At 57.8% G+C, this 23,681-nt stretch carries 19 protein-coding genes and 1 pseudogene; 5 read left to right on the plus strand and 15 right to left on the minus strand.

The genetic code is table 11. The annotated features are described in order from the left end of the window. Positions 1–18: 18 nt before the first annotated feature. The 6 genes from AC1DXW_RS05645 to AC1DXW_RS05670 all read right to left on the minus strand — a co-directional run bounded on the left by AC1DXW_RS05645 (position 19) and on the right by AC1DXW_RS05670 (position 6,933). Positions 19–1,239, minus strand: coding sequence for a hypothetical protein (locus AC1DXW_RS05645; RefSeq protein ID WP_477752313.1), 1,221 nt, complete (start codon positions 1,237–1,239; stop codon positions 19–21). A 35-nt stretch (positions 1,240–1,274) separates the two neighbouring features. Next, complete coding sequence (locus AC1DXW_RS05650; protein WP_477752312.1) at positions 1,275–1,769, minus strand: CS1 type fimbrial major subunit; 495 nt, start codon at positions 1,767–1,769, stop codon at positions 1,275–1,277. Between the two features lie 32 nt (positions 1,770–1,801). Beyond that, complete coding sequence (locus AC1DXW_RS05655) at positions 1,802–2,545, minus strand: molecular chaperone (RefSeq protein ID WP_477752311.1); 744 nt, start codon at positions 2,543–2,545, stop codon at positions 1,802–1,804. A 44-nt stretch (positions 2,546–2,589) separates the two neighbouring features. Continuing rightward, complete coding sequence (locus AC1DXW_RS05660; RefSeq protein ID WP_477752310.1) at positions 2,590–3,861, minus strand: hypothetical protein; 1,272 nt, start codon at positions 3,859–3,861, stop codon at positions 2,590–2,592. Next, on the minus strand, positions 3,807–6,332 hold the full coding sequence (locus tag AC1DXW_RS05665) for a CS1-pili formation C-terminal domain-containing protein (RefSeq protein WP_477752309.1): 2,526 nt from the start codon (positions 6,330–6,332) through the stop codon (positions 3,807–3,809). Before AC1DXW_RS05665 ends, AC1DXW_RS05660 begins: the two co-directional genes overlap by 55 nt. A gap of 109 nt (positions 6,333–6,441) precedes the next feature. Then, complete coding sequence (locus tag AC1DXW_RS05670) at positions 6,442–6,933, minus strand: CS1 type fimbrial major subunit (protein ID WP_477752308.1); 492 nt, start codon at positions 6,931–6,933, stop codon at positions 6,442–6,444. 513 nt (positions 6,934–7,446) lie between these two features. Here AC1DXW_RS05670 and AC1DXW_RS05675 point away from each other — a divergent pair. Together AC1DXW_RS05675 and AC1DXW_RS05680 are read left to right on the plus strand one after the other, a co-directional pair. Further along, the gene (locus tag AC1DXW_RS05675; RefSeq protein WP_477752307.1) at positions 7,447–8,022 is read left to right on the plus strand and encodes a PadR family transcriptional regulator; all 576 of its coding nucleotides are present in this window, start codon (positions 7,447–7,449) and stop codon (positions 8,020–8,022) included. Beyond that, complete coding sequence (locus tag AC1DXW_RS05680) at positions 8,019–8,801, plus strand: siderophore-interacting protein (protein ID WP_477752306.1); 783 nt, start codon at positions 8,019–8,021, stop codon at positions 8,799–8,801. The genes AC1DXW_RS05675 and AC1DXW_RS05680 overlap by 4 nt, the downstream gene beginning before the upstream one ends. Positions 8,802–9,398: 597 nt before the next feature. On the opposite strand, the gene AC1DXW_RS05685 is transcribed toward AC1DXW_RS05680, so the two are convergent. From AC1DXW_RS05685 to AC1DXW_RS05715, 7 genes are all read right to left on the minus strand, one after another. After that, entirely contained in the window at positions 9,399–10,448 is a 1,050-nt protein-coding gene (locus AC1DXW_RS05685) for a hypothetical protein (protein WP_477752305.1), read from the minus strand. A gap of 268 nt (positions 10,449–10,716) precedes the next feature. After that, complete coding sequence (locus AC1DXW_RS05690; protein ID WP_477759827.1) at positions 10,717–11,193, minus strand: CS1 type fimbrial major subunit; 477 nt, start codon at positions 11,191–11,193, stop codon at positions 10,717–10,719. A gap of 54 nt (positions 11,194–11,247) precedes the next feature. Further along, a complete protein-coding gene (locus AC1DXW_RS05695) occupies positions 11,248–11,991 on the minus strand; it encodes a molecular chaperone (protein WP_477759828.1) in 744 nt (247 codons plus the stop codon). A 60-nt stretch (positions 11,992–12,051) separates the two neighbouring features. Beyond that, on the minus strand, positions 12,052–13,287 hold the full coding sequence (locus AC1DXW_RS05700) for a hypothetical protein (protein ID WP_477752302.1): 1,236 nt from the start codon (positions 13,285–13,287) through the stop codon (positions 12,052–12,054). A 37-nt stretch (positions 13,288–13,324) separates the two neighbouring features. Beyond that, positions 13,325–15,847, minus strand: a complete 2,523-nt coding sequence (locus AC1DXW_RS05705) for a CS1-pili formation C-terminal domain-containing protein (RefSeq protein WP_477759829.1) — start codon at positions 15,845–15,847, stop codon at positions 13,325–13,327. A gap of 115 nt (positions 15,848–15,962) precedes the next feature. Next, on the minus strand, positions 15,963–16,463 hold the full coding sequence (locus tag AC1DXW_RS05710; RefSeq protein WP_477753486.1) for a CS1 type fimbrial major subunit: 501 nt from the start codon (positions 16,461–16,463) through the stop codon (positions 15,963–15,965). Between the two features lie 293 nt (positions 16,464–16,756). Then, positions 16,757–17,533, minus strand: a complete 777-nt coding sequence (locus AC1DXW_RS05715; protein WP_477753487.1) for an IS5 family transposase — start codon at positions 17,531–17,533, stop codon at positions 16,757–16,759. Positions 17,534–17,791: 258 nt separating this feature from the next. Between AC1DXW_RS05715 and AC1DXW_RS05720 the strand changes: the two are divergent. Beyond that, positions 17,792–18,314 (plus strand): annotated as a pseudogene (locus AC1DXW_RS05720) (siderophore-interacting protein); the annotation flags it as partial. A gap of 28 nt (positions 18,315–18,342) precedes the next feature. Here AC1DXW_RS05720 and AC1DXW_RS05725 read toward each other — a convergent pair. Next, positions 18,343–18,903, minus strand: coding sequence for a Pr6Pr family membrane protein (locus tag AC1DXW_RS05725; protein WP_477753488.1), 561 nt, complete (start codon positions 18,901–18,903; stop codon positions 18,343–18,345). 80 nt (positions 18,904–18,983) lie between these two features. Beyond that, positions 18,984–19,214, minus strand: coding sequence for a VF530 family protein (locus tag AC1DXW_RS05730; RefSeq protein WP_108216564.1), 231 nt, complete (start codon positions 19,212–19,214; stop codon positions 18,984–18,986). Between the two features lie 306 nt (positions 19,215–19,520). Between AC1DXW_RS05730 and AC1DXW_RS05735 the strand changes: the two genes are divergently transcribed. Both AC1DXW_RS05735 and AC1DXW_RS05740 read left to right on the plus strand, forming a co-directional pair. Further along, entirely contained in the window at positions 19,521–20,903 is a 1,383-nt protein-coding gene (locus AC1DXW_RS05735; protein WP_477753489.1) for a carbohydrate porin, read from the plus strand. 215 nt (positions 20,904–21,118) lie between these two features. After that, positions 21,119–23,530: a glucose/quinate/shikimate family membrane-bound PQQ-dependent dehydrogenase gene (locus tag AC1DXW_RS05740; RefSeq protein ID WP_477753490.1), complete on the plus strand. Its 2,412-nt coding sequence runs from the start codon at positions 21,119–21,121 to the stop codon at positions 23,528–23,530. Positions 23,531–23,681: the final 151 nt, after the last annotated feature.

Genomic DNA, 23,681 nt, shown 5'->3' on the forward strand with positions numbered 1-23,681 from the left:
CTTTTTTTTTACCGAGCGTTACACATCCGAGTCCCAGAGAACGGTGATGTTGCCGCTGAACGTGTCACTGAATCCGGGACGGAACAAAAAGTCGATGGAGTCCTGGGTCATCTCGAAACGCAGTGAACCCTCTTTTCGATCCACATATAACCCTGGCTGGAAGGGTCCCAGCCAGGCGTTGGGTTGAAGTAAAACTTCCTTGACCGGCCCGTTGTGACCGTCGATCCCGACGGGCAAGCTGAGTTTTGTGTGCACTCTGGCGCGATTGTTCGTCGGACTCCGCAAATCGCATACAAACCCGCCCCCAATGCACTGCAACATGACCCTGAAGCTCGACGAAGCCGAGATGTAAAACAGTTGGTCGGCGTAGATGCGGGTCGGCTTGCGACCGCTCTCGATCCAGGGTTGCCAGCCGCCTTCGGGCTGCAGCGTCACCTTGTTCCCACCCGGTGGCAGATCGACCTTGAGCGTGTGCTGAACATCCAGCACGAAATGGAGGTACAGCGAAGTTTGGTCCGGCACCATTGAGCCCATATCGAAGTCTCCACCCTGCCCGACGGTATACGTCATCGACCCGGTGTAAAGCCCGCTCGACATACCCAAGGGATTGGGCGTGCGCAGCTCATAGGCAAAATCGAAGTACTCGAACGTCATGCCTCCTGGAATGTTGAAAGCGGCCACCTTGGTACACGCCGCTTGCACTGGCGTCTTCCAGAAAAAACGATAGGCCCTGTCGCTGTAGCTTCCTACACCGCTGTACAGACAAGGCGGGGCTGCGTAAACCCAACTGCCGCTGGTCCAGAGCTTTTGGTGACCTTCAAGTATGTCTGTCACCCCCACCAGACTGGCGGCTGAATCACTCAGGGAATATCTTGAACCCATGCCGGTGATGCGTATTTCGACGGTTTCTGTTTCCTGGGTATCGCGATTGGTGACCGGGAAACGCCGCCAATCGGCAGGCGTTTTTACCCCCACACCCGAGATACCGGCCCAGATGGGGCCAGTGGAATTGAAACGAATCGGCACCTGGATACTGGACATCCCGGTGGCGGCGCATTCGGTTGGATGGATCGCGCAATAGCCGCTATTGGGTGTCTTGTTGATGAACACGTTCCTGTTCGGTTGCGCCGGATCAGGCTGGAACAACGCGCGGATCTCCTGATTCGCCGCCTCCGCCGAGGTCACGCACAGCGTCATCAACAACGCCAGTTTGCCGGTGAATTTTTTAAAACTTTCCATTCGTGTCATTCCCGATTGATTCGATGCCACAAGCTTCATTCTCCTGGCGCCCTGGCGTTGAACAGCAGCAAAACGTTGCCGGCGTAATCACCCGCGCGGTATCCCCCGAGCGGTTTTACCGGGTCGATCTCCAGCGCCACTCGCTTGCCCGTTGCGGCTTCTTCCCGGGACACGACCTGACGCAGGACAGAACTCAGTTCAACGCCGTTGAACCTGACCCGCAGTGCAATATTGTCGTCCGGCCTGCCATTCGACAGGTAGGGGACGCTTTCCAGGCGCGCTTCAATCGCGCTGGTGTCGTGGCGCACGTCGAAGTTCTTTCGCAGGCTGCCCAAGGTTGATGTGGGGTAGCTCCAGAGCAGTGGCTGCGCCCGGTGAATCCAGTCCGGTTCGGACGGAATGATGTAAAAAGCCCGACTCGGAACCGTCAGCGATACTTCGAACGTGTGCTCTTCGCGAGCGGCCCAACTGATGGTGCTCGTCAGTCCAGTGATTGCCATCAGTACGACGACGGCGCATTGCTTGCTCATATTCATTACCTATCCCGCCAATGAAACAGCCGTTAGCGGCTCACTACCTTCAAGTCCTGTTTACGTTCGCCTTCGAGCAGCTTGAAACGGTATTCACGGCCCTTTTCCTTGTCGAAGCCGAAAGATTTGCCCGCCAGAACATGGTGTTTGGTGGTGGCTCCACAATCGCTCTCCTTGCTCAACGAACAGTTTTTGAATTCATCGATGACGAGCACCGAGTTGCCGTTGTTGCGCAGTTCATAACGGCTGTCGGTTTCAGTGATGGCTGTCTCGAAACGTGCGTCTTTGGGCCGCACGAAGAAGATCGTGCCGAACCCGGTCATGACATTGACGCCGGCGCTCAGGGTCTTTTTGTAGTCCTCACGCTCTTCGCCGCTGACCACGAATTCGTCCTCCTTTTCCGGTACCACCGGCACGAAACGCACGCGAAAATAACGTTCGCGGTCACGTTCGCCCATGTACAGCAGGCGAGTGCCCTGCATACCCTGTGCCGGCACGATCAGTCGCGCGGGGCTGGCCATCAGGCCATTGCGCGATGCCTTGTCAGCGGAGGTCTCGACCGGAATTTCCCGAGACGTACCGTCAGCCTCATACACGATCTCCAATACGTTGACCTTGACGAACGCGGTGCTGTCACCGCTGTTGAAGACCCGCTTCAGGTAAGTGCTTTTGTCGCCATCCAGATAGTCATAAACAGTGCCGACATTGATTTGCGGCCCAGCGTTCGCCGCCATGCAAAACACACTGAGCATCGACAGCAAAAACAGACGTGTCATGTCTTCAATCCCAAAAAAATTAAACAAAATGGAGGGCCGGACGCTCACACTTCCGAATCCCAGATGATGGTGATATTGCCCTTGAGCGTGCCGCTGAAGCCGGGGCGTATCAGAAAGTCGATCGCGTCCCGCGGCATCTCGAAACGCAGCGAACCTGGCTTGCGATCCAGATAATGACCAGGCTGAAAAGGGCCTATCCAAACGTTATTCATCAGCGAGACATGATTGACCGGGCCATTGCCGGGACCGATGATGCCCGCGGGCAGGCTGAGCCTGGTTTCCACCTGTGTGCTGTTGCCGTTCTCGCCGCGCAGATAACATCGAGTACCGCCCAGCGAATCGCACTGCATCATCACGCTGAAGCGCGAAGACGCCGAGATGAAGAAGGCCTGATCGCGGTAGATCCTCGTCGGCTGGCGACCGCTTTCGATCCAGCGGTTCCAGCCGCCTTCGGGTTCCAGCGCCACCTTGTTTCCACCCGGTGGCAGGTCGACTTTCAGGGTGTGTTGCACATCCAGTACAAAATCCAGGGTCAGGCTGCCGTCATCCGGGGTCATCATCGAACCCATCTGGAAATCTCCACCAGGGCCGAGGGTGTATGACAACGAGCCGGTGTACAGCCCGGACGACATACCCAACGGATTCGGGGTGCGCAGCTCATAGGCGAAATCGACTTTATCGAAGTACATCGATGGAATTTGGTACGCCGCTACTTTGGTGCAGGCCGATTCGACCGGTGCTTTCCAGAAAAATGAATAGCTGGTGGGACTGTAGTAACCGACGCCGCTGTACTGACAGGGCGCTGGCGCATAGACCCAACTGCCGCCGTTCCACAGCTTCTGATGTCCTTCGAGGATGCCTGTTACACCCACAAGATTGGCGGCCGAATCACTCAAGATAAAATTTGAGCCGATGCCAATGATGCGCACCTCGACGATTTCCGTCTCCTGAGTATCCCGATTGGTGACCGACAGTTGTCGCCAGTTGGCCGGTACCTTCAACGCCATGTGGTCGCCAGGCATGATGGGGCGTGTGGAATCGAACCGAACAGGAATCTGGATGCTGAACATCCTGGTGATGGCACATTGGCTCGGATGCGACGCGCAATAGCCACTGTTCGGGGTCTTGTTGATGAACACGTTATTGTTCGGCTGCGACGGGTCGGGCTGGAACAAGGCCCTGATCTCGCGATTCGCCGCCTCCGTCATCGACAGGTTCAGCGCCGCCAGCAAAGCTAACCCGTTCAATATTGCTTTCACGATTAACCCGCCTTCTGCTCGGTGAAGGTGATATCGGCCAAGGTGTCCGGCGTACATCGCAGGTCACCGATCATCAGCACATTGTTTTCGCTGCGATGCCGGTCGGCCTCAAGACGGAACTGGCACAGCAACTGGTTGCCCTGACGCACTTCCAGCGTCGGCGAACCGGCGTTCATTTCCATCGAGAAGAAACCATCGACCTCTGTCACGCCACGACTGGCGTGGTTGATCACGTGGTGCCCCTTGAGCGGCTGCCCTTGCGAATCGACCAGCCGGCCCAGCACGGTCAGGGTTTTCATCACCCGCACCTTGCGGTACTCGACCCCACCCTTGTTCAGGTGATAACGGGTGCGGGCCGGTTCGATGGTGGCCGCCGGCACATGGTTGCCTTCGAAATCGAAACTCACCGAGCTGTTCTGGTACGCGGTGATCGGGATGAAGTTGCGTCCCGGCTTCAGTGCCGCGCTGCCGCCGCTATAGTCGTCGGCGCGCAGGGCAATGTCGTCGATGTCCGACTCCACATCGACAATCAGTCCGGCACCGCGCATCTCATGCTGGCTGGTCAACACCATCTGCTGGCCGCCGAGGACCAGGGTACTGTCCAGGTTGAGGCCGCCGGTAAAATTGCCGTTGAAGGACGAACGCTGAACGAAACCATCACCATTGATCGCGTCGGTACGAAAGTTGGCGAGGCTGGAAACGCCGACGCCGTAGGTATCGGTGAGCGCCGTCACAGAGACGTTTTGCAGCACATGGTCTTTCAGGTCTTTGCGCCAGCCAATGGAGGCGTTGTTGTCGCGACCACCGTCCCGGGCCGTGCGCGAACCGATACTGCCGGTGATCTGCTGCCCAGGTGCGCCGAGTGCCAGGTTGACGCTCAAGTCGACGCCGCGATTGCGGTCATTACCGCTGCTGAAACTGCCTGGCCGATCGAACAACGACAGCCGCCAGTTGCCATCGCTGCCAAACAGGTTGGTGCGCTGGTTCCAGCCCAAATCGAGGCCGACGCCTTCGACGTTGCCCTCGCTGTGGGATACCCGGGCATTGATCGTGCTTTTGCTGCTGAGTCGATGATTGAGTGCCAGCGAGGAGTTGCTGGTCTCACCGACGAACACATTGCGTTGGCGCACCCGGGTGCCATCCGGCAGGGTTTCGTAAAGATTGGTGGTGTCCAGCCAGCTACGGTTGTGGCTGATCACCACGCTGCCGGCGCCATAGTTATAGAGACTTTGCAGGTCCAGACCGGTGCCGTGGTCCTGCGTCTGGTAGACGTTGGCGTACAGGCTGAGCTGATTGGCCAGGGTCCAGTCGACGGAACTGCCGTATTGCAGTTTTTCGCGAACCTGGCGCGCCGACAGCCCCAGGATGACCCGTGGGTGTGCCAGATAATTGATCGAGGCCCCGGCCGTGGTGCTGCCGCTGGATTGCTGATTCCAATTGCTCAACAGTTTGCTTTCTTCCCCGGCGAACAGGTTGTAGCGCCAGCGCTCGTCGAGGTTGCGCCAGTTGTTGGGCTTGTACACCAACTCTTGAGTGCTCGAGGTGATCTGGCCGTCCTCGATCAGGCGCACTTCGACTTCATAGATCCCCCCCGGCAGCGGCCGAGTGTCGAGGGTCTGCAAACCGGCGGGCATCGCCTGGGTATTGATCAACAGACCGTCGCGATAGATTTCCACCGAGCCCTGGCGGTTGGCCGTGACGTAGATCGGATAGACGCTGGGCATCGGACTGTTGATGGCGAGGCTGTCGGAGCTGCCATACATGACGCCGACAGCGGTGTCGGGACTGGTGCCGAACGTGCGCGGCTGGCGGGTCAATCCTTCGGAATTGGGGGTGAAATAACCCAGACGAAAGAAACTGCCTTGCAATTCGCGCTGGGTGTAAAGCTCATGGACTGCGTGATAAAGCTTGTCATCCGGACCGCCAAGACGGGCCAGTTGCATGTTGAATGTCTGGCTCCAGTTGCCCAGGCTGGCGCTGGCTTCAAGACCGAAGCGACCGCCCAGATCCTGTTGCTGGCCACCGTTGAGATTGAGCTGGTTGCGCACCATCAGACCGCTGCTGCCGCCATCGGGCTGTTCGTAATAACGCTTGGCCTCGACGTCGCGCTCAGCGTTTTCGGTGAGGATCGAGACGAGGGAGTTTTCCAGGTTGTAATGCACGGCCAACACTTGATCCGGACACGAACCGGTGCACGTGCCCAGCGGCACGCCTGGCTTGAGATAACTGGCCCACTTTTCCCGCTCGGCGGGGCCGAAGCGGTTTTCGCTGGTGTCGGTAAATTCAAGCAACGTGATGCGATCATCACGAGATAACACCACCATGGCCTCCCCCAGCGGTTGCTGATCGAGTTCCACCCGAACAGCCAGAGGCACATCAAAGAAATGCTCCTCGAAATCTGCCGGCAGGCCTTTGGCCTGGGCCAACAGACTTCGCGGTGTCGTACCGGCGGAAGAAACGGGAGCCGCCGCTGCACTGGCACAAAACAACAGCGCAAGCGCAGCCGCGATGGGTGTCATCGGGAACATGAACTCTTACTCTGGTTACGAACGGGTTGGAGTCCGGCGGACAGGCCGGTCAGGTTGTCCGCCGGTTAACGCCACTTGAGCAGTTAGCGTTTGTTGCCTTGAAGCTCGATCAAGGCGTGCCGACCGGAGCAACGGCGTCGAAGGTCATTGCGACCACACCGGTGTAGTCGCCCGGCTGGAAGGTTGTGCCCTTGGCAGTGATTTTCAGCGGCGCGCGGTAGTTCGCGTCGGACTCGGATTCCCCCACGACCATTTGTGGAGTGAGCGTCAACTCCTTGTTATTGAACTCGACTTTCAAATCAATCGACTGAGCACCGGAGATCAATTTAGGTGCACTTTCCAGGCTGGCGTGAACCGAGCCATTATTGTTGCGCACGTCGAAGAAACCATTAACTTCTCCCATCTTGCCAGTGGCTGGCTGGAAGCTCATGTCCTGATCCTTGTTGACCAGATCAGGGTCGGTTGGCACTACATAGAAGCCATTGGTTGGCACGTGAGCGATGAGATTGATCGAGTGAGCAGCCTCGCCCGCGGCGAGAGCCATGGAGGATTGGAGAGCCAGAACAGCCAGTGGGGCAGCGATTGCAAATTTCTTGAACATCATTCAGTACCTGTTTTCTTTTAAAGGTTCGGTTCATTGAAAGTTCAGACAGCTCATAGCCGTAAAGTCCGGTGGCTGTGTTCTTTCAACGCCGGGGCATGATCGACTTACCGCTCTGGAAAGTAAGCAGGCAACTTCCTATGAGCTCGTAGTTAAACAACCTCATGACCAGAAAGACAAAACCGCAAAAAATAAAAATACAAAACGATGACTGTAAGTTGCGACCTACATACAGTTTTATTGAAAAAACCAGACAGCAGTTCTAGCCAATTAACATGGGGATTTTTACGCCTTTAGAATATAAGTTCAAAAAACTTTAGAGTAATAACTTTAAAATTCTTGAATAGCCGGGTGTCGTAGAAAGAGAGGCAGGCGGTAGGGTTTTTTCGATGGATTCCACACATTCTACTACGCCACCGCTCGTCGGCATGAGGTCGCCTCGTACGGAAAACGTCTTGATCCAGAATTAAGATATATCTTAAGTTGTATCTAAACACGACGAGAGAAGACGAAATGAGAGACCATCATTCCCCCCATCGCGAACACGGTGACGGCCGCGACGGCTTCGAGAAGCGCCCCGGCCGCGAACGCGGTGGCCGCGGCCCACGGGTATTTGCCCCCGGCGATCTGAAACTGCTGCTGCTGGCGCTGATCGCCGAGCAGCCCTGCCACGGCTATGACCTGATCCGCCAGATCGAAGGGATGTTCGATGGCGCCTACAGTCCCAGTCCCGGTGTGATTTACCCGACGCTGACGTTCCTTGAAGAAAGCGAACTGATCCAGGGTGACGCCGTAGGCGGAAAAAAACGCTACACAATCACCGACACCGGACGTCTTTCCTTGCAGGAGCAAGCCGTTGCACTGGACGGCGTGCGGATGCGCATCGATGTGAGCAAACGTTCGCTGCGCGGCCATGATCGCCCGGCCGAAATCCACGAGGCGGTGCACAACCTGCGCCACGCCCTGCAAATGCACCATGGCCGCTGGAGTCCGGAAGAAATCCTGCGTGTACGCGACTTGCTCAACAACACCGCCAAAGCCATCGTCGACGGCCCTGCCGTTCAACCCGTTCAGGAGAACGCCGAATGACTGAAGTGATTACCGCCATTGCCCGTGTCATGCACGAAATCAAACGCCGTCGCCTGGAAGTGTTGCGCGTGGTCGACCTGACCCCGCGCATGCGCCGGATTACCTTGGGCGGGCCTGAACTGGCAGGCTTCGTCAGCCTGGGCACGGACGATCACGTCAAACTGTTGTTCCCGCAGAACGCCGAGCAAGCTGCGGCGCTGGAAACCCTGGTGCTGGGTGCTGGCAAGGACAACGGTCCGCTGCCTGAGATGCGCGACTACACCCCGCGCCGCTATGACCTGAACACCCTAGAGTTGGACATCGACTTCGTGCTGCACGGCGACGGCCCGGCCTCGACCTGGGCCGAGCAGGCAAAACCCGGGCAGTTCCTGCACATCGGCGGGCCACGGGGTTCGATGATCGTGCCAGACATCTTCGACAGCTATTTACTGATCGGCGACGAAACCGCCCTGCCCGCCATCGCCCGGCGCCTGGAAGGCCTGGCGGCCAACCGTCGTGCGTTGGTGATCGTGGAAGTGGAAAACGGCAAGGAGCAGCAAGTGCTGCAGAGTGCGGCCGAGGTCAATGTGATCTGGGTGCTGCGTGAAGGTGGCAAGGACAATCTGCTGACCACCGTGCGCCAGATCCAGGTGCCAGCCGGCAGCCTGTACGCGTGGGTGGCGACCGAGAGCAAAGTGTCGCGGCAGATTCGTCGGGTGTTGCTCGATGAGCACAGCTTGAACGAACAATTCGTCAAAGCCGTCGGCTATTGGCGGCTGGATGACAGCGACGAGGAGTGATGCCTAAAAAGATCGTCCGAAGGCTCGGGCCGCGTTCGGACGATCTTTTGATCTTGCTTTTGCGATCTGGAGATTGCTGAAGATCAAGATCAAAAAGATCGCAGCCTTCGGCAGCTCCTACGGATATTTCGTTATATGTGTTCCCCGGAATTCCGTGAAGTACCTTTTTTTAGGGTATTTGGCTGGCCTGGGTTTCACCAGCCTTGGGTAACTTCGCTGCCGTCTGGCAGGAACCTGGACTCTCGGTTTTGCCAGTCGCTGAGGGATCGTGCCTGGCATTTCCAGCAGACAAAAGCGCAGCGCATTGGTGACCGCTTGAGCCAACCTGAGAAAACTCAAGCGTGCGGCGTCACTTTCATTTCTTCGGCCATCAAGCGCATTTCCTATCGAGTATTCAATCAGTCGGGCATGCCAATAGGAGGGAAGGTCCGGACGTTGCTTGAGAGCGTCTCGAGTTACGGCAGAGAACCAACCCAGTGCAGTCATCAGCACGAACCTGAGGCTCATTGTCGCTCCATTATATTTTTTCCAGGAAACATGATTCCCACCTGACCATACGGAGTTATTGAACGCCCGGCACAAGTCATGGAAAGCGATTCACACTTCCGAATCCCAAACCACCGACACCGTGCCCGACCAGGTATCGCCCTCGCGCTTGAGCATTTCTTCCACACCTTCCCTTTGCACTTCGAAATGCAAGGTGCCAGGTCGTCGGTTGACATAGAAGGAAGGTTGAAACAGCTCGGTCCCCGCGCCGCTGACCTTTAGCGGCAAGCGGTTGACCGCGCCGCCATCGGTGTTCGTCAGGCCGTTGGGCAAACTCACCAGTACCTCCAGCGGCACTTGGTCACCGGCGGCGTTTTGCATGACGCAGGTATCGTCAATCTGGCCCGTGCCACACTCGAGCTGCATCTTGAAGCGTGAACTGGCCGAGAGGTTGAAGGTCTGGTCGCGGAACAACCGCGTGGGTTTGCGGCCCTGATTGAGCCAGGCTTGCCAGCCGCCCTGGGGTTCCAATTGGATACGGTTGCCACCGGGCGGGATTTCGACTTTTAGCGTGTGTTCCACGGTCAGAGTGAAGTTGATTTCCAACAGTGGATCGTTAGGTAGCAGTACATCCCCCATGTCGATGTCCATATTCGGCCCGGCCGTGTAGGCAATCTTGCCGGTATAGATCCCCGATGGCATGCCCAAGGGATCGGGGGTCTCGATCTGGTAGCCAAAGGTCAAAATACCCAGGCCGGCCTCGTTGAATTGGAATCCCGCCGGAATGTCGTATGCCGATTGCAGCGGGCACGCCGCTTCGACAGGCGTCTGCCAGAAAAAAAAGCCACCGGTGGCGCTGGTCTGGTGATTAACCGTAGTGGATAAACAGGGGGCCCTGGCATCCTTGGCCGCGCTACCGCCCCAGAGTGTGCGGTTCATTTCGTACCAGCTGGTGCCTGGGCCAACAATATCGACAAGGGGCACAGGCGTTCTGTACGTGGCACCGAGTGCTGCCATGCGCACCTTCAATGGTCGGGTTTCGCCGGTTGTTTGATGCACAACGTCCAATGTTCGCCAGTTGGCGGGAAGCTTGACCATCGGTCCCTGACGCTCGCTGTGCCCGGCCAGAATCGGCACTTCGGTTTTGAAGTACAGGGGCATGATCAAGCTGGATATGCCAAGGGACTTGCAGTAAGCCGCGCTAGCGGCACAGCTTCCCCGGTTGGGCGTGGTATTTTCAAACCGATTGACCATTGGGTTGCCCGGATCAGGGCGAAATAGCGCCGTGACCTCTACGGAACCTGCGTATAACGGCATGGCATGTGCCAACAACAGACCACAAACACCCCATCGCACTCGCCTGCCCCAAGCATTCAAGCTATTTACAAAGACCATCACTAAAACCCTCTAAAAGAACGACGAGCCTGTTTCAAGGGCTCATCGCCTCGAAAATCATATGCACGGTGCCGTGGTAGTCGCCGGCCTTGAAGCCGTCCGGGCCTTCCAGTGCAGCGATTTCCAGCATCACCCGGCGGCCCGGCCGGGCGTCGTCCACCACCGGTTGGCTGTCCATCGTCAGGGGGATTTTGTTGAAGGCCACGTTCAAGTCGATCTCGTCACGGCCATTGGACAAGTACGCCCGTTCACTCAGGCGCGCCGATATCCCGCCATCGATATTCTTCACATCAAAGTTGGCGCGCAGCGGGCTGAGCGTTGAAGTGACCGGGTTCCAGTTCAAGCGCTGTTCGCGCTCAAGCAGTTGCGGATCGACAGGCAGTACATAAAAGGTCGCCGTCGGAATGGTGACCGACACTTCAAACTGCTCGACGAAGCGTGCGGCCAATGCCACAGGCCCCAACGCCGATGTCATCACCAACACGGTCGTCATGACTAATTTACGAAGCATTTTCTTCACCGTTGCTTGCAGGCCATTGGGTTGAGGTCAAGAGCGCCTTCACTGTTATTTCCCTGCCACGCGCAGGCTCTTGGTCTGTGTGCCCTCAACCAGATTGAAGCGGTACTCACGGCCTGGCTGTTTATCGAACTGGAAAGTCCGACCGGAAAGAATGTGATGTTTGGTAGTGGGTTGGCACTCCTGCTCGCTTTTCACTGAACAGTCCTTGAACTCATCGATCACCACCACCGTGTTGCCGTTGTTGCGGATCTGATAGTTGCCCGTGCCGTTATCGATCACGCTGTCAAAGCGGGTCTCCATGGGTCGCACGAAAAACACTGTGCCGTAGCCAGCCAGTACGTTAACGCCGGCCGACAGGCCTTTTTTATAGTCTTCGCGTTCTTCGGTGGACACCGCGAACTCATCTTCTTTCTCCGGGACTACCGGAACGAAGCGCACGCGGAAGTAACGCTCTTTATCGCGCTCGCCCATGTACAACAACCGCGTACCCTGCATGCCATTGGCCGGCACGATCAACCTGGCCGGACTGGCCATCAAGCCATCACGGGCGCTGGCGTCGGCCTGAGAGGTCAGCGGGATTTCCCGTGCCTTGCCATCGGCGTCATAGACGATCTCGAGGATATTGACCTTGACGAAGGCGGTGCTGTCGCCACCATTGAAGACCCGTTTCAGATAGATGCTTTTATCGCCATCGAGGTAGTCGTACACCACCCCGACATTGATCTGCGGCCCGGCTTGAGCCGCTTGAGAAAGCAGACAAAAACCGAACAATGCCAACAGGCGTTTCATATTCCTTAACCTCATTCATTAAAAGACAGCGGGCACGAGACGCTGCGGCTCAAGTGCCGATTAAATTTGTGAATCCCAAATAACCGTGATGTCGCCTGAATAGCGAAGACTGTCGCGCTGCAACATCTCTTCCACGGCACCTTTGCCCACTTCAAAGTGCAAGGTTCCGGGTTTGCGATCGACATACTGAGCGGGCTCGAATCTTTCGGTCCCCACACCGTCTACCCGTAATCGGCGGCGGCTTACCGATTGCCGTTCAGCGTCGCTCAAACCGCTGGGTAAACTCACCGATACATCCACCGGCACTTGATTGTTTTTATCGTCCTGTAAAGCGCAGGTACTGTTGGCCGTGTAATGCTCACACTCCATGCTCATCTTGAACGGTGCAGAGGTCCAGATATTGAAGGTTTGATCGCGAAACAACCGCGTTGGTCTTCGGCCTTGATTCAGCCATGCTTGCCAACCGCCCTGCGGCACCAAGACGACTTCATTGCCGCCCGGTGGAATTTCTATATTGAATACGTGATCGACCGTCAGGGTGAAGTCGAGTTGAATAGCGCCGTCCGTGGGCTGCATGATATTCCCCATGTCGAAGTCCGCCCCCGGGCCAACGGTATAAAGTGTCGTTGCCGTATAGACGCCCGGTGCCATTTTCAACGGGTTGGGGGTCCGCAGTTGGTACGCGAAGTCGAAATTCTTATAGGAAAACTCCGGGATGTCATAGGCCGCCTGCTTTGAGCACACGCCTTCAACTGGAGTGGTCCAGAAGAAGGTAGAACTCCAGTCATCAAAGTCGCTCCCTGGCCCGTAGCCGCAGGGTCTCGGGGCGTTCTCCCAGCTATTTTCCCGCCAAAGCGCATAGTGAGCGGGATAAGCGGGGAGTTCTCTACCAATCAGCTGCTGAACCCTCTCACTCAGCCGGTATTGCCCGCCGATGCCGGCGATTCGTACCTGCACCACGCCTGACTCCATACCGTGTGTGTCAAAGACGGGAACATCTTTCCAACCTGCGGGTACATTAAACATCGCGCCTTGACGGGGATCGGTATGCCTGGCAGGAATCGCGCGATCAGCATGCAGTTCGATCAGGGTACCGATGCTGAAGATCTGCCATCGCTTGCAATCGACTTCAAACTTCTCGCAAAACCCACTATTCGGTGTCGTATTCTTGAATTCATTACTATTAGGTTTCGACGGGTCCGGTTTGAACTCAGCACTCAGTCGTACAACTTCAGCACCAACCGGCGCGACAAAGAGCCCCAACCCCAAACACAGTAGCGTCAATCGGATCAACATTTTTTGAACATCCCGTACTTGTCCATTTTATAAAGGCTCAACCCGCTGCCTCGGCCTTATAAGTTGCATCCGCCAAGGTATCCGGCGTACAGCGCAAATCCCCGATCATCAACACATCGTTCTCATTGCGCGCACTGTTCGGGTCTAGCCGGAACTGGCACAACAACTGATTGCCATAACGCACTTCCAGGGTCGGCGAACCGGCCTTCATTTCCATGGAGAAGAACCCGTCCACTTCACTGACCCCGCGGCTGGCGTGGTTGATGATGTGGTGGCCCTTGAGCGGTTTGCCCTGGGGGTCGACCAGACGGCCGAGCACGGTCAGGGTTTTGCTGATGGTGATTTTGCGGTAGTCCACGCCACCCTTGTTCAGGTGATAGCTGGTGCGGGCCGGCTGGATACTGGCCGCTGGCGGGTGGTTGCCTTCAAAGTCGAAGCTCACCGAACTGCTCTTGTAGGCAGTGATCGGGATGAAGTTGCGCCCCGGCCGCAAGCTGGCGCTGCCGCCGCTCAAGTCGTCGGCGCGCAGGGCAATTTCATCGAGGTCGGACTCGACGTCGATGATCATCCCGGCACCGCTGCCTTGATGCTGGCTGGTCATGACGACGTGCTGGCCGCCCACGGCAACGGTGCTGTCCAGGTTCAATCCGCCGGTGTAGTTGCCGTTGAACGACGATCGCTGGACGAAGGCATCGCCGTTGATGGCTTCGGTCTGGAAGTTCGCCTGACTGGAAAGGCCGATGCCGTAAGTGTCGGTAATCGCGGTGGCCGACACGCTTTGCAGCACATGGTCCTGCAGGTCTTTTCGGTAGCCGAGCGAAGCGTTGTTGTCGCGGCCGCCATCACGGGAAGTGCGCGAACCAATGCTGCCGGACCATTGCTCACCCGGCCCGCCCAGCGCGAGGCTGACGGTCAGGTCGAAGCCACGGTTACGTTGGTCACCGCTGCTGAAGGTGCCGGGCCGGTCAAATACCGAGAACCGCCAGTTGCCATCGCTGCCGAACAGCTGGGTGCGCTGGGTCCAGCCCAGATCCAGGCCTACGCCTTCACTGTTGCCGTCGGTGTGAGAGATCCGGCCGTTGAGCGAGCTTCTGCTGCTGACCCGATGATTCACCGACAACGACGAAGTGCTGGTCTGTCCGACAAACACATTGCGCTGTCGCACCCGAGTGCCATCGGGCAGGGTTTCGAAGATTTTGGTGGTGTCCAGCCAACTGCGGTTATGGGTCGCGAATACGCTTCCGGTGCCATAGCTGTACATCGCTTGCACATCAAGACCGGTGCCATGGTCCTGGGTCTGATACAGGTTGGCGAAGAGGCTGGTGTTGTTAGCCAAGGTCCAATCGATCGACGAGCCATATTGCAGTGTGTCCCGAACCTGGCGCCCCGAAACGCCGAGAATGATCCGCGGATGCAACAGGTAGTTGAAGGCGGCGCCGGCGGTCATGTCGCCGTAGGCCTGCTCATCCCAGTTACTCAACAGCTTGCTTTCCTGCCCGGCGAACAGGTTGTAGCGCCAGCGCTCATCGTGGTTGCGCCAGTTGCTCGGTTTGTACACCAGCTCCTGGGTGGTGGAGGTGATTTGACCGTCTTCGATCAAGCGCACTTCCACTTCGTAGATCCCGCCGGGCAAGGGCCGGGTATCCAGGGTTTGCAAGCCGGCATCGACCGGTTGGGTATTGATCAGCAAGCCATTGCGAAAAATCTCCACCGAGGCCTGACGATTGGCGGTGACATAGATCGGGTAAACGCTGGGTTTGGGGCTGTTGATCGCCAGGCTGTCGGAGCTGCCGTACATGAGGCCCACTGCCGTGTCGGGGCTGGCACCGAACGAACGTGGCTGGCGGCTCAAGCCTTCGGAGTTGGGGGTGAAATAACCCAGGCGCATAAAACTGCCCTCCAGCTCACGCTGGCTGTAGAGCTCGTATATCGCGTGATAGAGCTTGTCATCCGGACCGCCCAGACGGGCTAGCTGCATATTCAGATTCTGGGTCCAGTTGCCCAGGCTGCTGCTGGCCTCCAGCCCATATCGCCCGCCCAGGTCCTGATCCTGGCCACCGTTGAGGTTCAGTTGGTTGCGCAGGATCAACCCCGTGCTGCCACCTTCCGGCTGCTCGTAATAACGCTTGGTTTCAGTGTCGCGCTCGGCATTTTGAGTGAGAATCGACACCAATGAATTCTGAAGGTTGTAATGCACGGCCAGCATCTGCGCCGGGCAACTGCCTTCGCAGGCGCCGAGGGCCACGCCTTTTTGTAGGTAAGCCGCCCAGGTTTCACGCTCACTGGCGGGAATGTTGCTGTCGCTGACATCGGCAAACTCAAGCAGGGTGATGCGATCATCGCGGGACAATACGATCATTGCCTCACCCAGAAATTGTTGATCAAGTTCCACCCGAACCGCCAAAGGCACATCGAAGAAGTGCTCTTCGAACTCGGACGGCAAACCTTTGGCCTGAGCGAGCAAACTGCGGGGTGTCGTGCCATTGTCAGTTGGCGCGGCCAGTGCACTTGCGCAAAAAAAAAGTGCGAGCGCGGCCGCGATGGGAGTCATCGGGAACATGAACGGAATTCTCTAAGAATGAACGGTTAATGCTGTGAAAAACCCGGCCGACAGGGGAGACTGCCGACCGGTTTTTGATGTCTTGTGAGCTTTGCGCTCACAAGCATTCAAGACATCAAAGCGTTGGCACTGCATCAAAGATCATGGTGACCGCACCGGTGTACTCACCCGGCTTATAGCCGCCAGCGGCTGGCTTGGTGGGAGCGATGACCAGTTCGACACGCTTGCCCGGAGTGGACTCGGCCTCGCCGACGACTTCCTCAGCCGCCGTATGTTTCAGCGTTTTACCATTGAACGTCACCGTCAAGGGAACCTTATCCGTGTCTATACCGTTGGACAGGAACGCTTCACTTTCAAGGCTGGCGGCAATCGAGCCATTAGTGTTTTTGGTGTCGAATTGCGCACGCAGAGTGCTCAGATCACCGGAAACCGGGTTGTAGCTCAACTTTTGATCTTTGATGACCAGATCCGGGTCCACCGGCAGTACGTGGAACTCCTTGGTTGGAACCGACGCAACCAGATTAATGGAATGACGCGCTTCACCTGCAGCAAAAGCCATGGAAGAACTCAGTGCCAGAACGGCCAGAGGAGTAGCGATCGCGATTTTTTTGAACATGGGTAAATACCTGTTACTTCAAATGGGCTGGACAATTAAAAGTTCGAACAAAGCCGAGACTTCCCTTTCTATTAACGAATAGACGCTGACAAGTCATTACTATTGGCTGAAGCCAAAATAGCTATTTGTTTGAGCTTTCAACGCCGGGGCATATTCGACTAATTCCTAAGAAAAGTAAGTAGGATTTTTCACCAACCAACGTAGGAAAGATGAAGCCTAAACATTGCAAAAAAATAAATAAAACCAACAAGTTAACCTGCCGCATGTAAGAGCTCACCTACAAACAGATTGACTTAGGCTCTGTACGAAAAGTAATCTCGTAAACACCGCATGGCGCAGGCCAGCGAGACCATCGCCGCATAACTTTTCGCGAGTTTGTCGAAGTTCGTAACGATGCGGCGGTTATCTTTCAGCCAGCCGAACATACGCTCAATGATGTTGCGCTGCCGGTACTTGGGACGATCAAACAGACTCGGCAAATCCGGCTTAGGTTTACGCCTTATGCTGCGCAGAGCTATCACCGGCTGCATCCGATACCGGTCGCAGTAACGACGCAAAGCTTCGGCGTCATAGCCTTTATCAGCCAACAACCATCGGCAGCGTTTGCGAGGGCGGCCGCGCAAGCTTGGTATGTACGCCTCATCCAGCAACGGCATGTGAATCTTGGTGGTCAGGCCGCCCCGGCTGCGGCCGAGCGCATGATCTTGCGGTTCTTCAGGCCCCCTTTTTCCCAGCACCAGAAGAGGCCCGGGTTGCGCGTACTGCCGTGAGTCCATCATCCACGTCTCCAGATCAATTACCCCTTGCCCGTTCAGCTTGATGTGAAGCCGCTTGAGCATCTGGTCAAACGTTCCGCGATTGCGCCAGTCACGAAAACCTTGATAAACCGTTGACCAAGGGCCGAAACGCTCAGGCATGTCACGCCAAGCAGCACCAGAACAGAGTACCCAAAGGACGCCGTTAAGCATCAAGCGGTCATCTGCTCGTGGGCGCCCGCTACGACGAGGTTCATCGAATACATCCGCAACCAAATCCCAGGCTGCGTCGGGGAGTTCATACCGTTTGGCCATCGTGGGCTCCTGTCTTTGATGGACGCGGACTTTACTGAACCTCGACGCCTGTGGAATTCAAATTGGTTTCGACTGATTTCGTACAGAACCTAAAATCCCATACAGCCCTTTGACACTCTTCAACTTCTGTAGGACGAGTAGCACACACCCGATAAACAAAGGCCGACAACAGACTATTCAAGCCCTGACTAATAGGACAGATACTGAATCGCGCCGTTGTTTCATTTTAAAAGTGTTACATGGTCCGACCAGAATCGATTCATTAGCCTGGGTACGGACGACCACGTCAAACTGCTGTTCCCGCAAAACGCCGAGCAAGCTGTGGCCCTGCAAACCCTGGTGCCGGGCGGCGCAAGCTCAGCCCGGGCAGTTCCTGCACATCGGCGGGCCGCGTGGCTCGATGATCGTGCCGGACATCTTCGACAGCTATTTACTGATCGGCGACGAAACCGCCCTGCCCGCCATCTCCCGGCGCCTGGAAGGCCTGGCGGCGAACCGGCGCGCACTGGTGATTGTCGAGGTGGAAAACGGCAAGGAGCAGCAAGTGCTGCACAGTGCAGCCGAGGTCAATGTGATCTGGGTGCTGCGCGAAGGTGGCAAAGAACATTTGTTGAGCACCGTGCGCCAGATCCAGGTGCCAACCGGCAGCCTGTACGCGTGGGTGGCGACCGAGAGCAAAGTGTCGCGGCGGATTCGTCGGGTGTTGCTCGATGAGCACAGTTTGAACGAACAATTCGTCAAAGCCGTCGGCTATTGGCGGCTCGGGCCGCGTTCGGACGATCTTTTGATCTTGATCCAACGAACTCCAACTAATGATGAAGACGACGATCCAGCCCGATCACCAACAACGCAATCACCACAAACCCCGCCAACAACCCGCCGGCATTGATGAACACCTGTGGATAACCCAGCTTCTCGACATCAATGAACGGGTATGGGTAAACCGCCAGCAAATGCCCGCGCAGCAGCGCATAGCCAAAATAAACCAGCGGATAAATCACCCACAGCGCGATATGCCACACGCGCAATGTGCCCTTGGGCACATAACGCCACCAATACCCCAGAAACAGCACTGGCATGATGTCATGCAACAGCTCATCGGCCAGCCATTGCCAGCCTTCGGGATGCCACAAGTGGCGCAGCAACAGGTTGTAGGCCAGGCTCACCACGGCGATGCTCACGGCAATCGCACTGCTGACCCAAGGCTGCAGGAACCAGCGGCGCGCGGCTGACTCGCGGGTGGTCCATTCACAGGTCAGCACGGTCGCCACCAGGGTGTTGCTCAGCACGGTGAAATAGCTGAAAAAACTCATCAGCCCGCCGATCAGGCTGGCACCCAGCGTCCAGCGAGAATGGAGAATCAGGTACATCTGGATGCTCAATCCCGCCCAGCCGAGCGTGGCAGCCACAGCCACAAAACGGCGGCGAAACCCGAACGGATTGACCCTGTTCAAAGCGGTCGTTTGGTGCGCATCAACTTCACATACAGGCGTTCGACCTTTTCTCGCGCCCATGGGGTTTTACGCAGGAACGTCAGGCTCGACTTGATGCTCGGGTCGCTCTTGAAGCAGCGGATATCGATGCGTTCGGCCAGCCCCGACCACTCGTAATGTTCAACCAGCGCGTTGAGGATCTGTTCCAGCGTCACGCCGTGCAGCGGGTCAGGGTTGTGTTCGGTCATGCCGGGCCTTCGAGCAGAGTGGGAATTGGAAGCCGCGCACCTTACGTTAAATGTAGGTGAAACGGAAAAGATCGCAGCCTGCGGCAGCTCCTGCATTGGAATCCGTATCCTGTAGGAGCTGCCGCAGGCTGCGATCTTTTGTCACTGTTACCAAATCCGAAACGATGCATGTCAGCAAAAGCACTTTCTCTATTTGTAACAGAACATTATCCTTGCGCCCCGCTGCCTGCTGAAACGCTTCTGCTTTCGCTTCACGCCTGCCGCTTTCCGTTTATCCCCCAGAAAAAGATCAAGAACTCCGTCTCTATGCCCGACTTTAAATCTTTGCGAGACAGCGCTGTCTTTGCAGCTGCTACCCATCGAAACATCCTGCCCCTGATCGGTGGCCTCACCGCCCTGGGCCTTGCCTCCTGCGCTCAGGCGGCGTCTGCCTTCGATAGCGATTCACCATGGATGCTTGGTGACTGGAACGGCACTCGCACAGAACTCGCGGAAAAAGGCTACGACTTCAAAGTCGATTACACCGGTGAAATGGGCAGCAATCTGCACGGCGGCTACGACCACGACCGCACCGCGCGCTACAGCGATCAGTTCGGCCTGGGCACCCACCTGGACTTGCAGAAGATCCTCGGCTGGAATGACGCCGAGTTCCAGTTGACCATCACCGAACGCAACGGCAACAACATCAGCAACGACCGCATCAACGACCCGCGTGTCGGCGGCTTCACCTCGGCCCAGGAAGTCTGGGGCCGCGGCCAGACCTGGCGCCTGACGCAGATGTGGTATCAGCAGAAATTCCTCGATGAAAAACTCGACATCAAGGTCGGCCGTTTCGGTGAGGGCGAAGATTTCAACAGCTTCCCCTGCGACTTCCAGAACCTGGCGTTCTGCGGCTCCCAGGTCGGCAACTGGGCGGGTGACATCTGGTACAACTGGCCGGTCAGCCAGTGGGCGATGCGGGTCAAATATCACCTGACGCCGCAGTTGTACGCGCAGATCGGCGCGTTTGAGCAGAACTCGTCGAACCTGGATCGCGGCAATGGCTTCAAGCTCAGCGGCAGCGGCACCCAAGGTGCGGTCCTGCCGGTGGAACTGGTGTGGACGCCGAAGCTCAACGGCCTGCCGGGCGAGTACCGTGCCGGTTACTACTACAGCAGCGCCAGCGCCACCGATGTCTACAAGGACAGCAATGGCCAGCCTGCGGCCCTGACTGGCGAAGCCTACCGCAGCGCCTCGAGCAAACACGGCATGTGGCTGGGCCTTCAGCAGCAAGTCACCAGCGTCGCCAGCGACCACTCCCGCGGCCTGAGCCTGTTCGCCAACGGCACGATGCACGACAAGAAGACCAATGCCATCGACAACTACGTCCAGGCCGGCCTCGTCTACAAAGGCCCGTTCGACGCGCGCGCCAGGGACGACATCGGTTTCGCCATGGCCCGCGTCCACGTCAACCCGGCCTTTCGCAAGAATGCCGAGGCGACCAACCAGGCCAACGCCGTTTTCGACTTCGACAATCCGTCCTTCCTGCCGCCCCAGGACACCGAATACAGCGCCGAACTGTATTACGGCGTGCATGTGACCAACTGGCTGACCGTGCGCCCGAACCTGCAATACATCCGCCATCCTGGTGGCGTGAACGAGGTCGATGACGCGCTGATTGGCGGGATCAAGGTCCAGTCCTCGTTCTGACCAACACCACAAAACCTTTGTAGGAGCGAGCTTGCTCGCGATGACGGTGTATCAGTCGACATCAATGCTGAATGTTCAACCGCAATCGCGAGCAAGCTCGCTCCCACAAGGGACTGCATTAGCTGAACCAGTTTTATCTGAACCCTGCCCGCGCCGGATCGTCATCTACAGTGAACTGGCGCGGGACTACTTGAAACGTCACGGAGAATCACACTATGAGCACTGATAGTGCCTTGGGTCGAAGCCGTCTATGGCCGACCCTGCTCGGCATACTGCTTCTACTGATGGGCCTGGCCATGCTGGCCGGGGGGATCAAGCTGAGCATGCTCGGCGGCTCGCTGTATTACCTGCTGGCCGGTATCGGCATCGCGCTGAGCGGCGTCCTGCTGATCGCCGCCCGCCGCGCCGCGCTGGGCCTGTACGCGCTGGTGCTGTTCGCCAGTACCCTGTGGGCGCTGTGGGAAGTTGGCCTGGACTGGTGGCAACTGGTGCCACGCCTGGCGCTGTGGTTCGCCCTCGGTGTGGTGATGCTGCTACCGTGGTTCCGTCGTCCATTGCTGATCAACGGCCCTGCCCCTATGGGCACTGGCGCCTTGAGCGTGGCCGTGGTCCTGGCCGGTGCCACCGCCGTGGCCAGCCAGTTCACCCATCCGGGCGAGACCTTGGGCGAGTTGGGTCGTGACTCGGCTGACATGACCAGCACTGCGCCGCAGATGCCCGAAGGCGACTGGCAGGCCTATGGCCGCAGCGAATTCGGTGACCGCTATTCGCCACTCAAGCAGATCACCCCGGCCAACGTCGGCAAGCTGCAAGAAGCCTGGCGTATCCAGACCGGCGATCTGCCAACCGCCGGTGATCCGGTGGAACTGACCAACGAAAACACCCCGCTCAAGGCCAACGGCATGCTCTATGCCTGCACCGCCCACAGCAAGGTGCTGGCGCTGGACCCGGACACCGGCAAGGAACTGTGGCGTTTCGACCCGCAGATCAAGAGCCCGGTGGGCTTCAAGGGCTTCGCCCACATGACCTGCCGTGGCGTGTCGTACTACGACGAAGCGGCCTACGCCAAGTCTGAAAGCGCTGCTTCCGCAGTGATTTCCGAGGCCGGCAAAGCCGTCGCCCAGGCCTGCCCGCGTCGTCTGTACCTGCCAACCGCCGATGCACGCCTGATCGCACTCAACGCCGACACCGGCAAGGTCTGCGAAGGTTTCGGTAAAAACGGTGTGGTTGACCTGACTCAAGGCATCGGGCCGTTCACCCCCGGTGGCTACTACTCCACCTCGCCAGCAGCGATCACCCGTGACCTGGTGATCATGGGCGGCCACGTCACCGACAACGAGTCGACCAACGAGCCATCCGGCGTGATCCGTGCCTTTGACGTACACGACGGTCATCTGGTGTGGAACTGGGACAGCAACAATCCCGACGCGACCGAACCGCTGCCAGAGGGCGAACACTACAGCCGCAACTCGGCCAACATGTGGTCGCTGGCCAGCGTCGACGAAAAACTCGGCATGGTCTACCTGCCACTGGGCAACCAGACCCCTGACCAGTGGGGCGCAGACCGCACCCCGGGCGCCGAGAAGTTCAGTGCCGGCCTGGTCGCGCTGGACCTGGCCACCGGCAAGGTGCGCTGGAACTACCAGTTCACCCACCACGACCTGTGGGACATGGACGTCGGCAGCCAGCCAACCCTGCTGGACATGAAAACCGCCGACGGCATCAAGCCGGCTGTGATCCAGCCGACCAAGCAAGGCAGCCTGTACGTCCTCGACCGTCGCGACGGCACGCCGATCATCCCGATCAAGGAAATCCCGGTTCCGCAAGGCGCCGTGAAAGGCGACCACACCGCACCGACCCAGGCCCGTTCGGACCTGAACCTGCTGGCCCCGGAACTGACCGAAAAAGCCATGTGGGGCGCCAGCCCGTTCGACCAGATGCTGTGCCGCATCCAGTTCAAGGAGCTGCGTTACGACGGTCAGTACACCCCGCCGTCGGAACAGGGCAGCCTGATCTATCCGGGTAACGTCGGCGTCTTCAACTGGGGCGGTGTTTCGGTCGACCCGGTTCGCCAGATGCTGTTCACCAGCCCGAACTACATGGCCTTCGTCTCGAAAATGGTGCCTCGCGCCGAAGTCGCGGCCGGCAGCAAGCGCGAGAGCGAAACAGCGGGCGTGCAACCGAACACGGGCGCACCGTACGCGGTGATCATGCACCCGTTCATGTCGCCGTTCGGCGTGCCGTGCCAGGCTCCGGCCTGGGGCTACGTGGCCGGCATCGACCTGACCACCAGCAAAGTCGTGTGGAAACGCAAGAACGGCACCAGCCGCGACAGCTCGCCATTGCCTATCGGCCTGACACTCGGCGTGCCAAGCATGGGCGGCTCGATGGTCACCGCCGGCGGCGTCGGCTTCCTCAGCGGCACGCTGGATCAATACCTGCGCGCCTATGACGTCAACACCGGCAACGAGCTTTGGAAATCGCGCCTGCCGGCTGGCGGTCAGGCTACGCCGATGACCTACACCGGCAAGGACGGCAAGCAGTACGTGCTGCTGGTCGTCGGTGGCCACGGCTCACTGGGCACCAAAATGGGTGACTATGTGATCGCGTACAAACTGTCCGAGTAAGTTTTAGCGGCAGTCAAAACAAAGGCGACTCCTGCGAAGGAGTCGCCTTTTTTATTATCACCACCATCCTCCTACAAAAGCAAAAGCGCAGAGCATCGCGCCACAATCCAGCTAACCTGTCTCTCTCCTGAACACGCCGTTGAAACACCGC

The sequence above is a fragment of the Pseudomonas sp. P4_C4 genome (assembly GCF_056402055.1).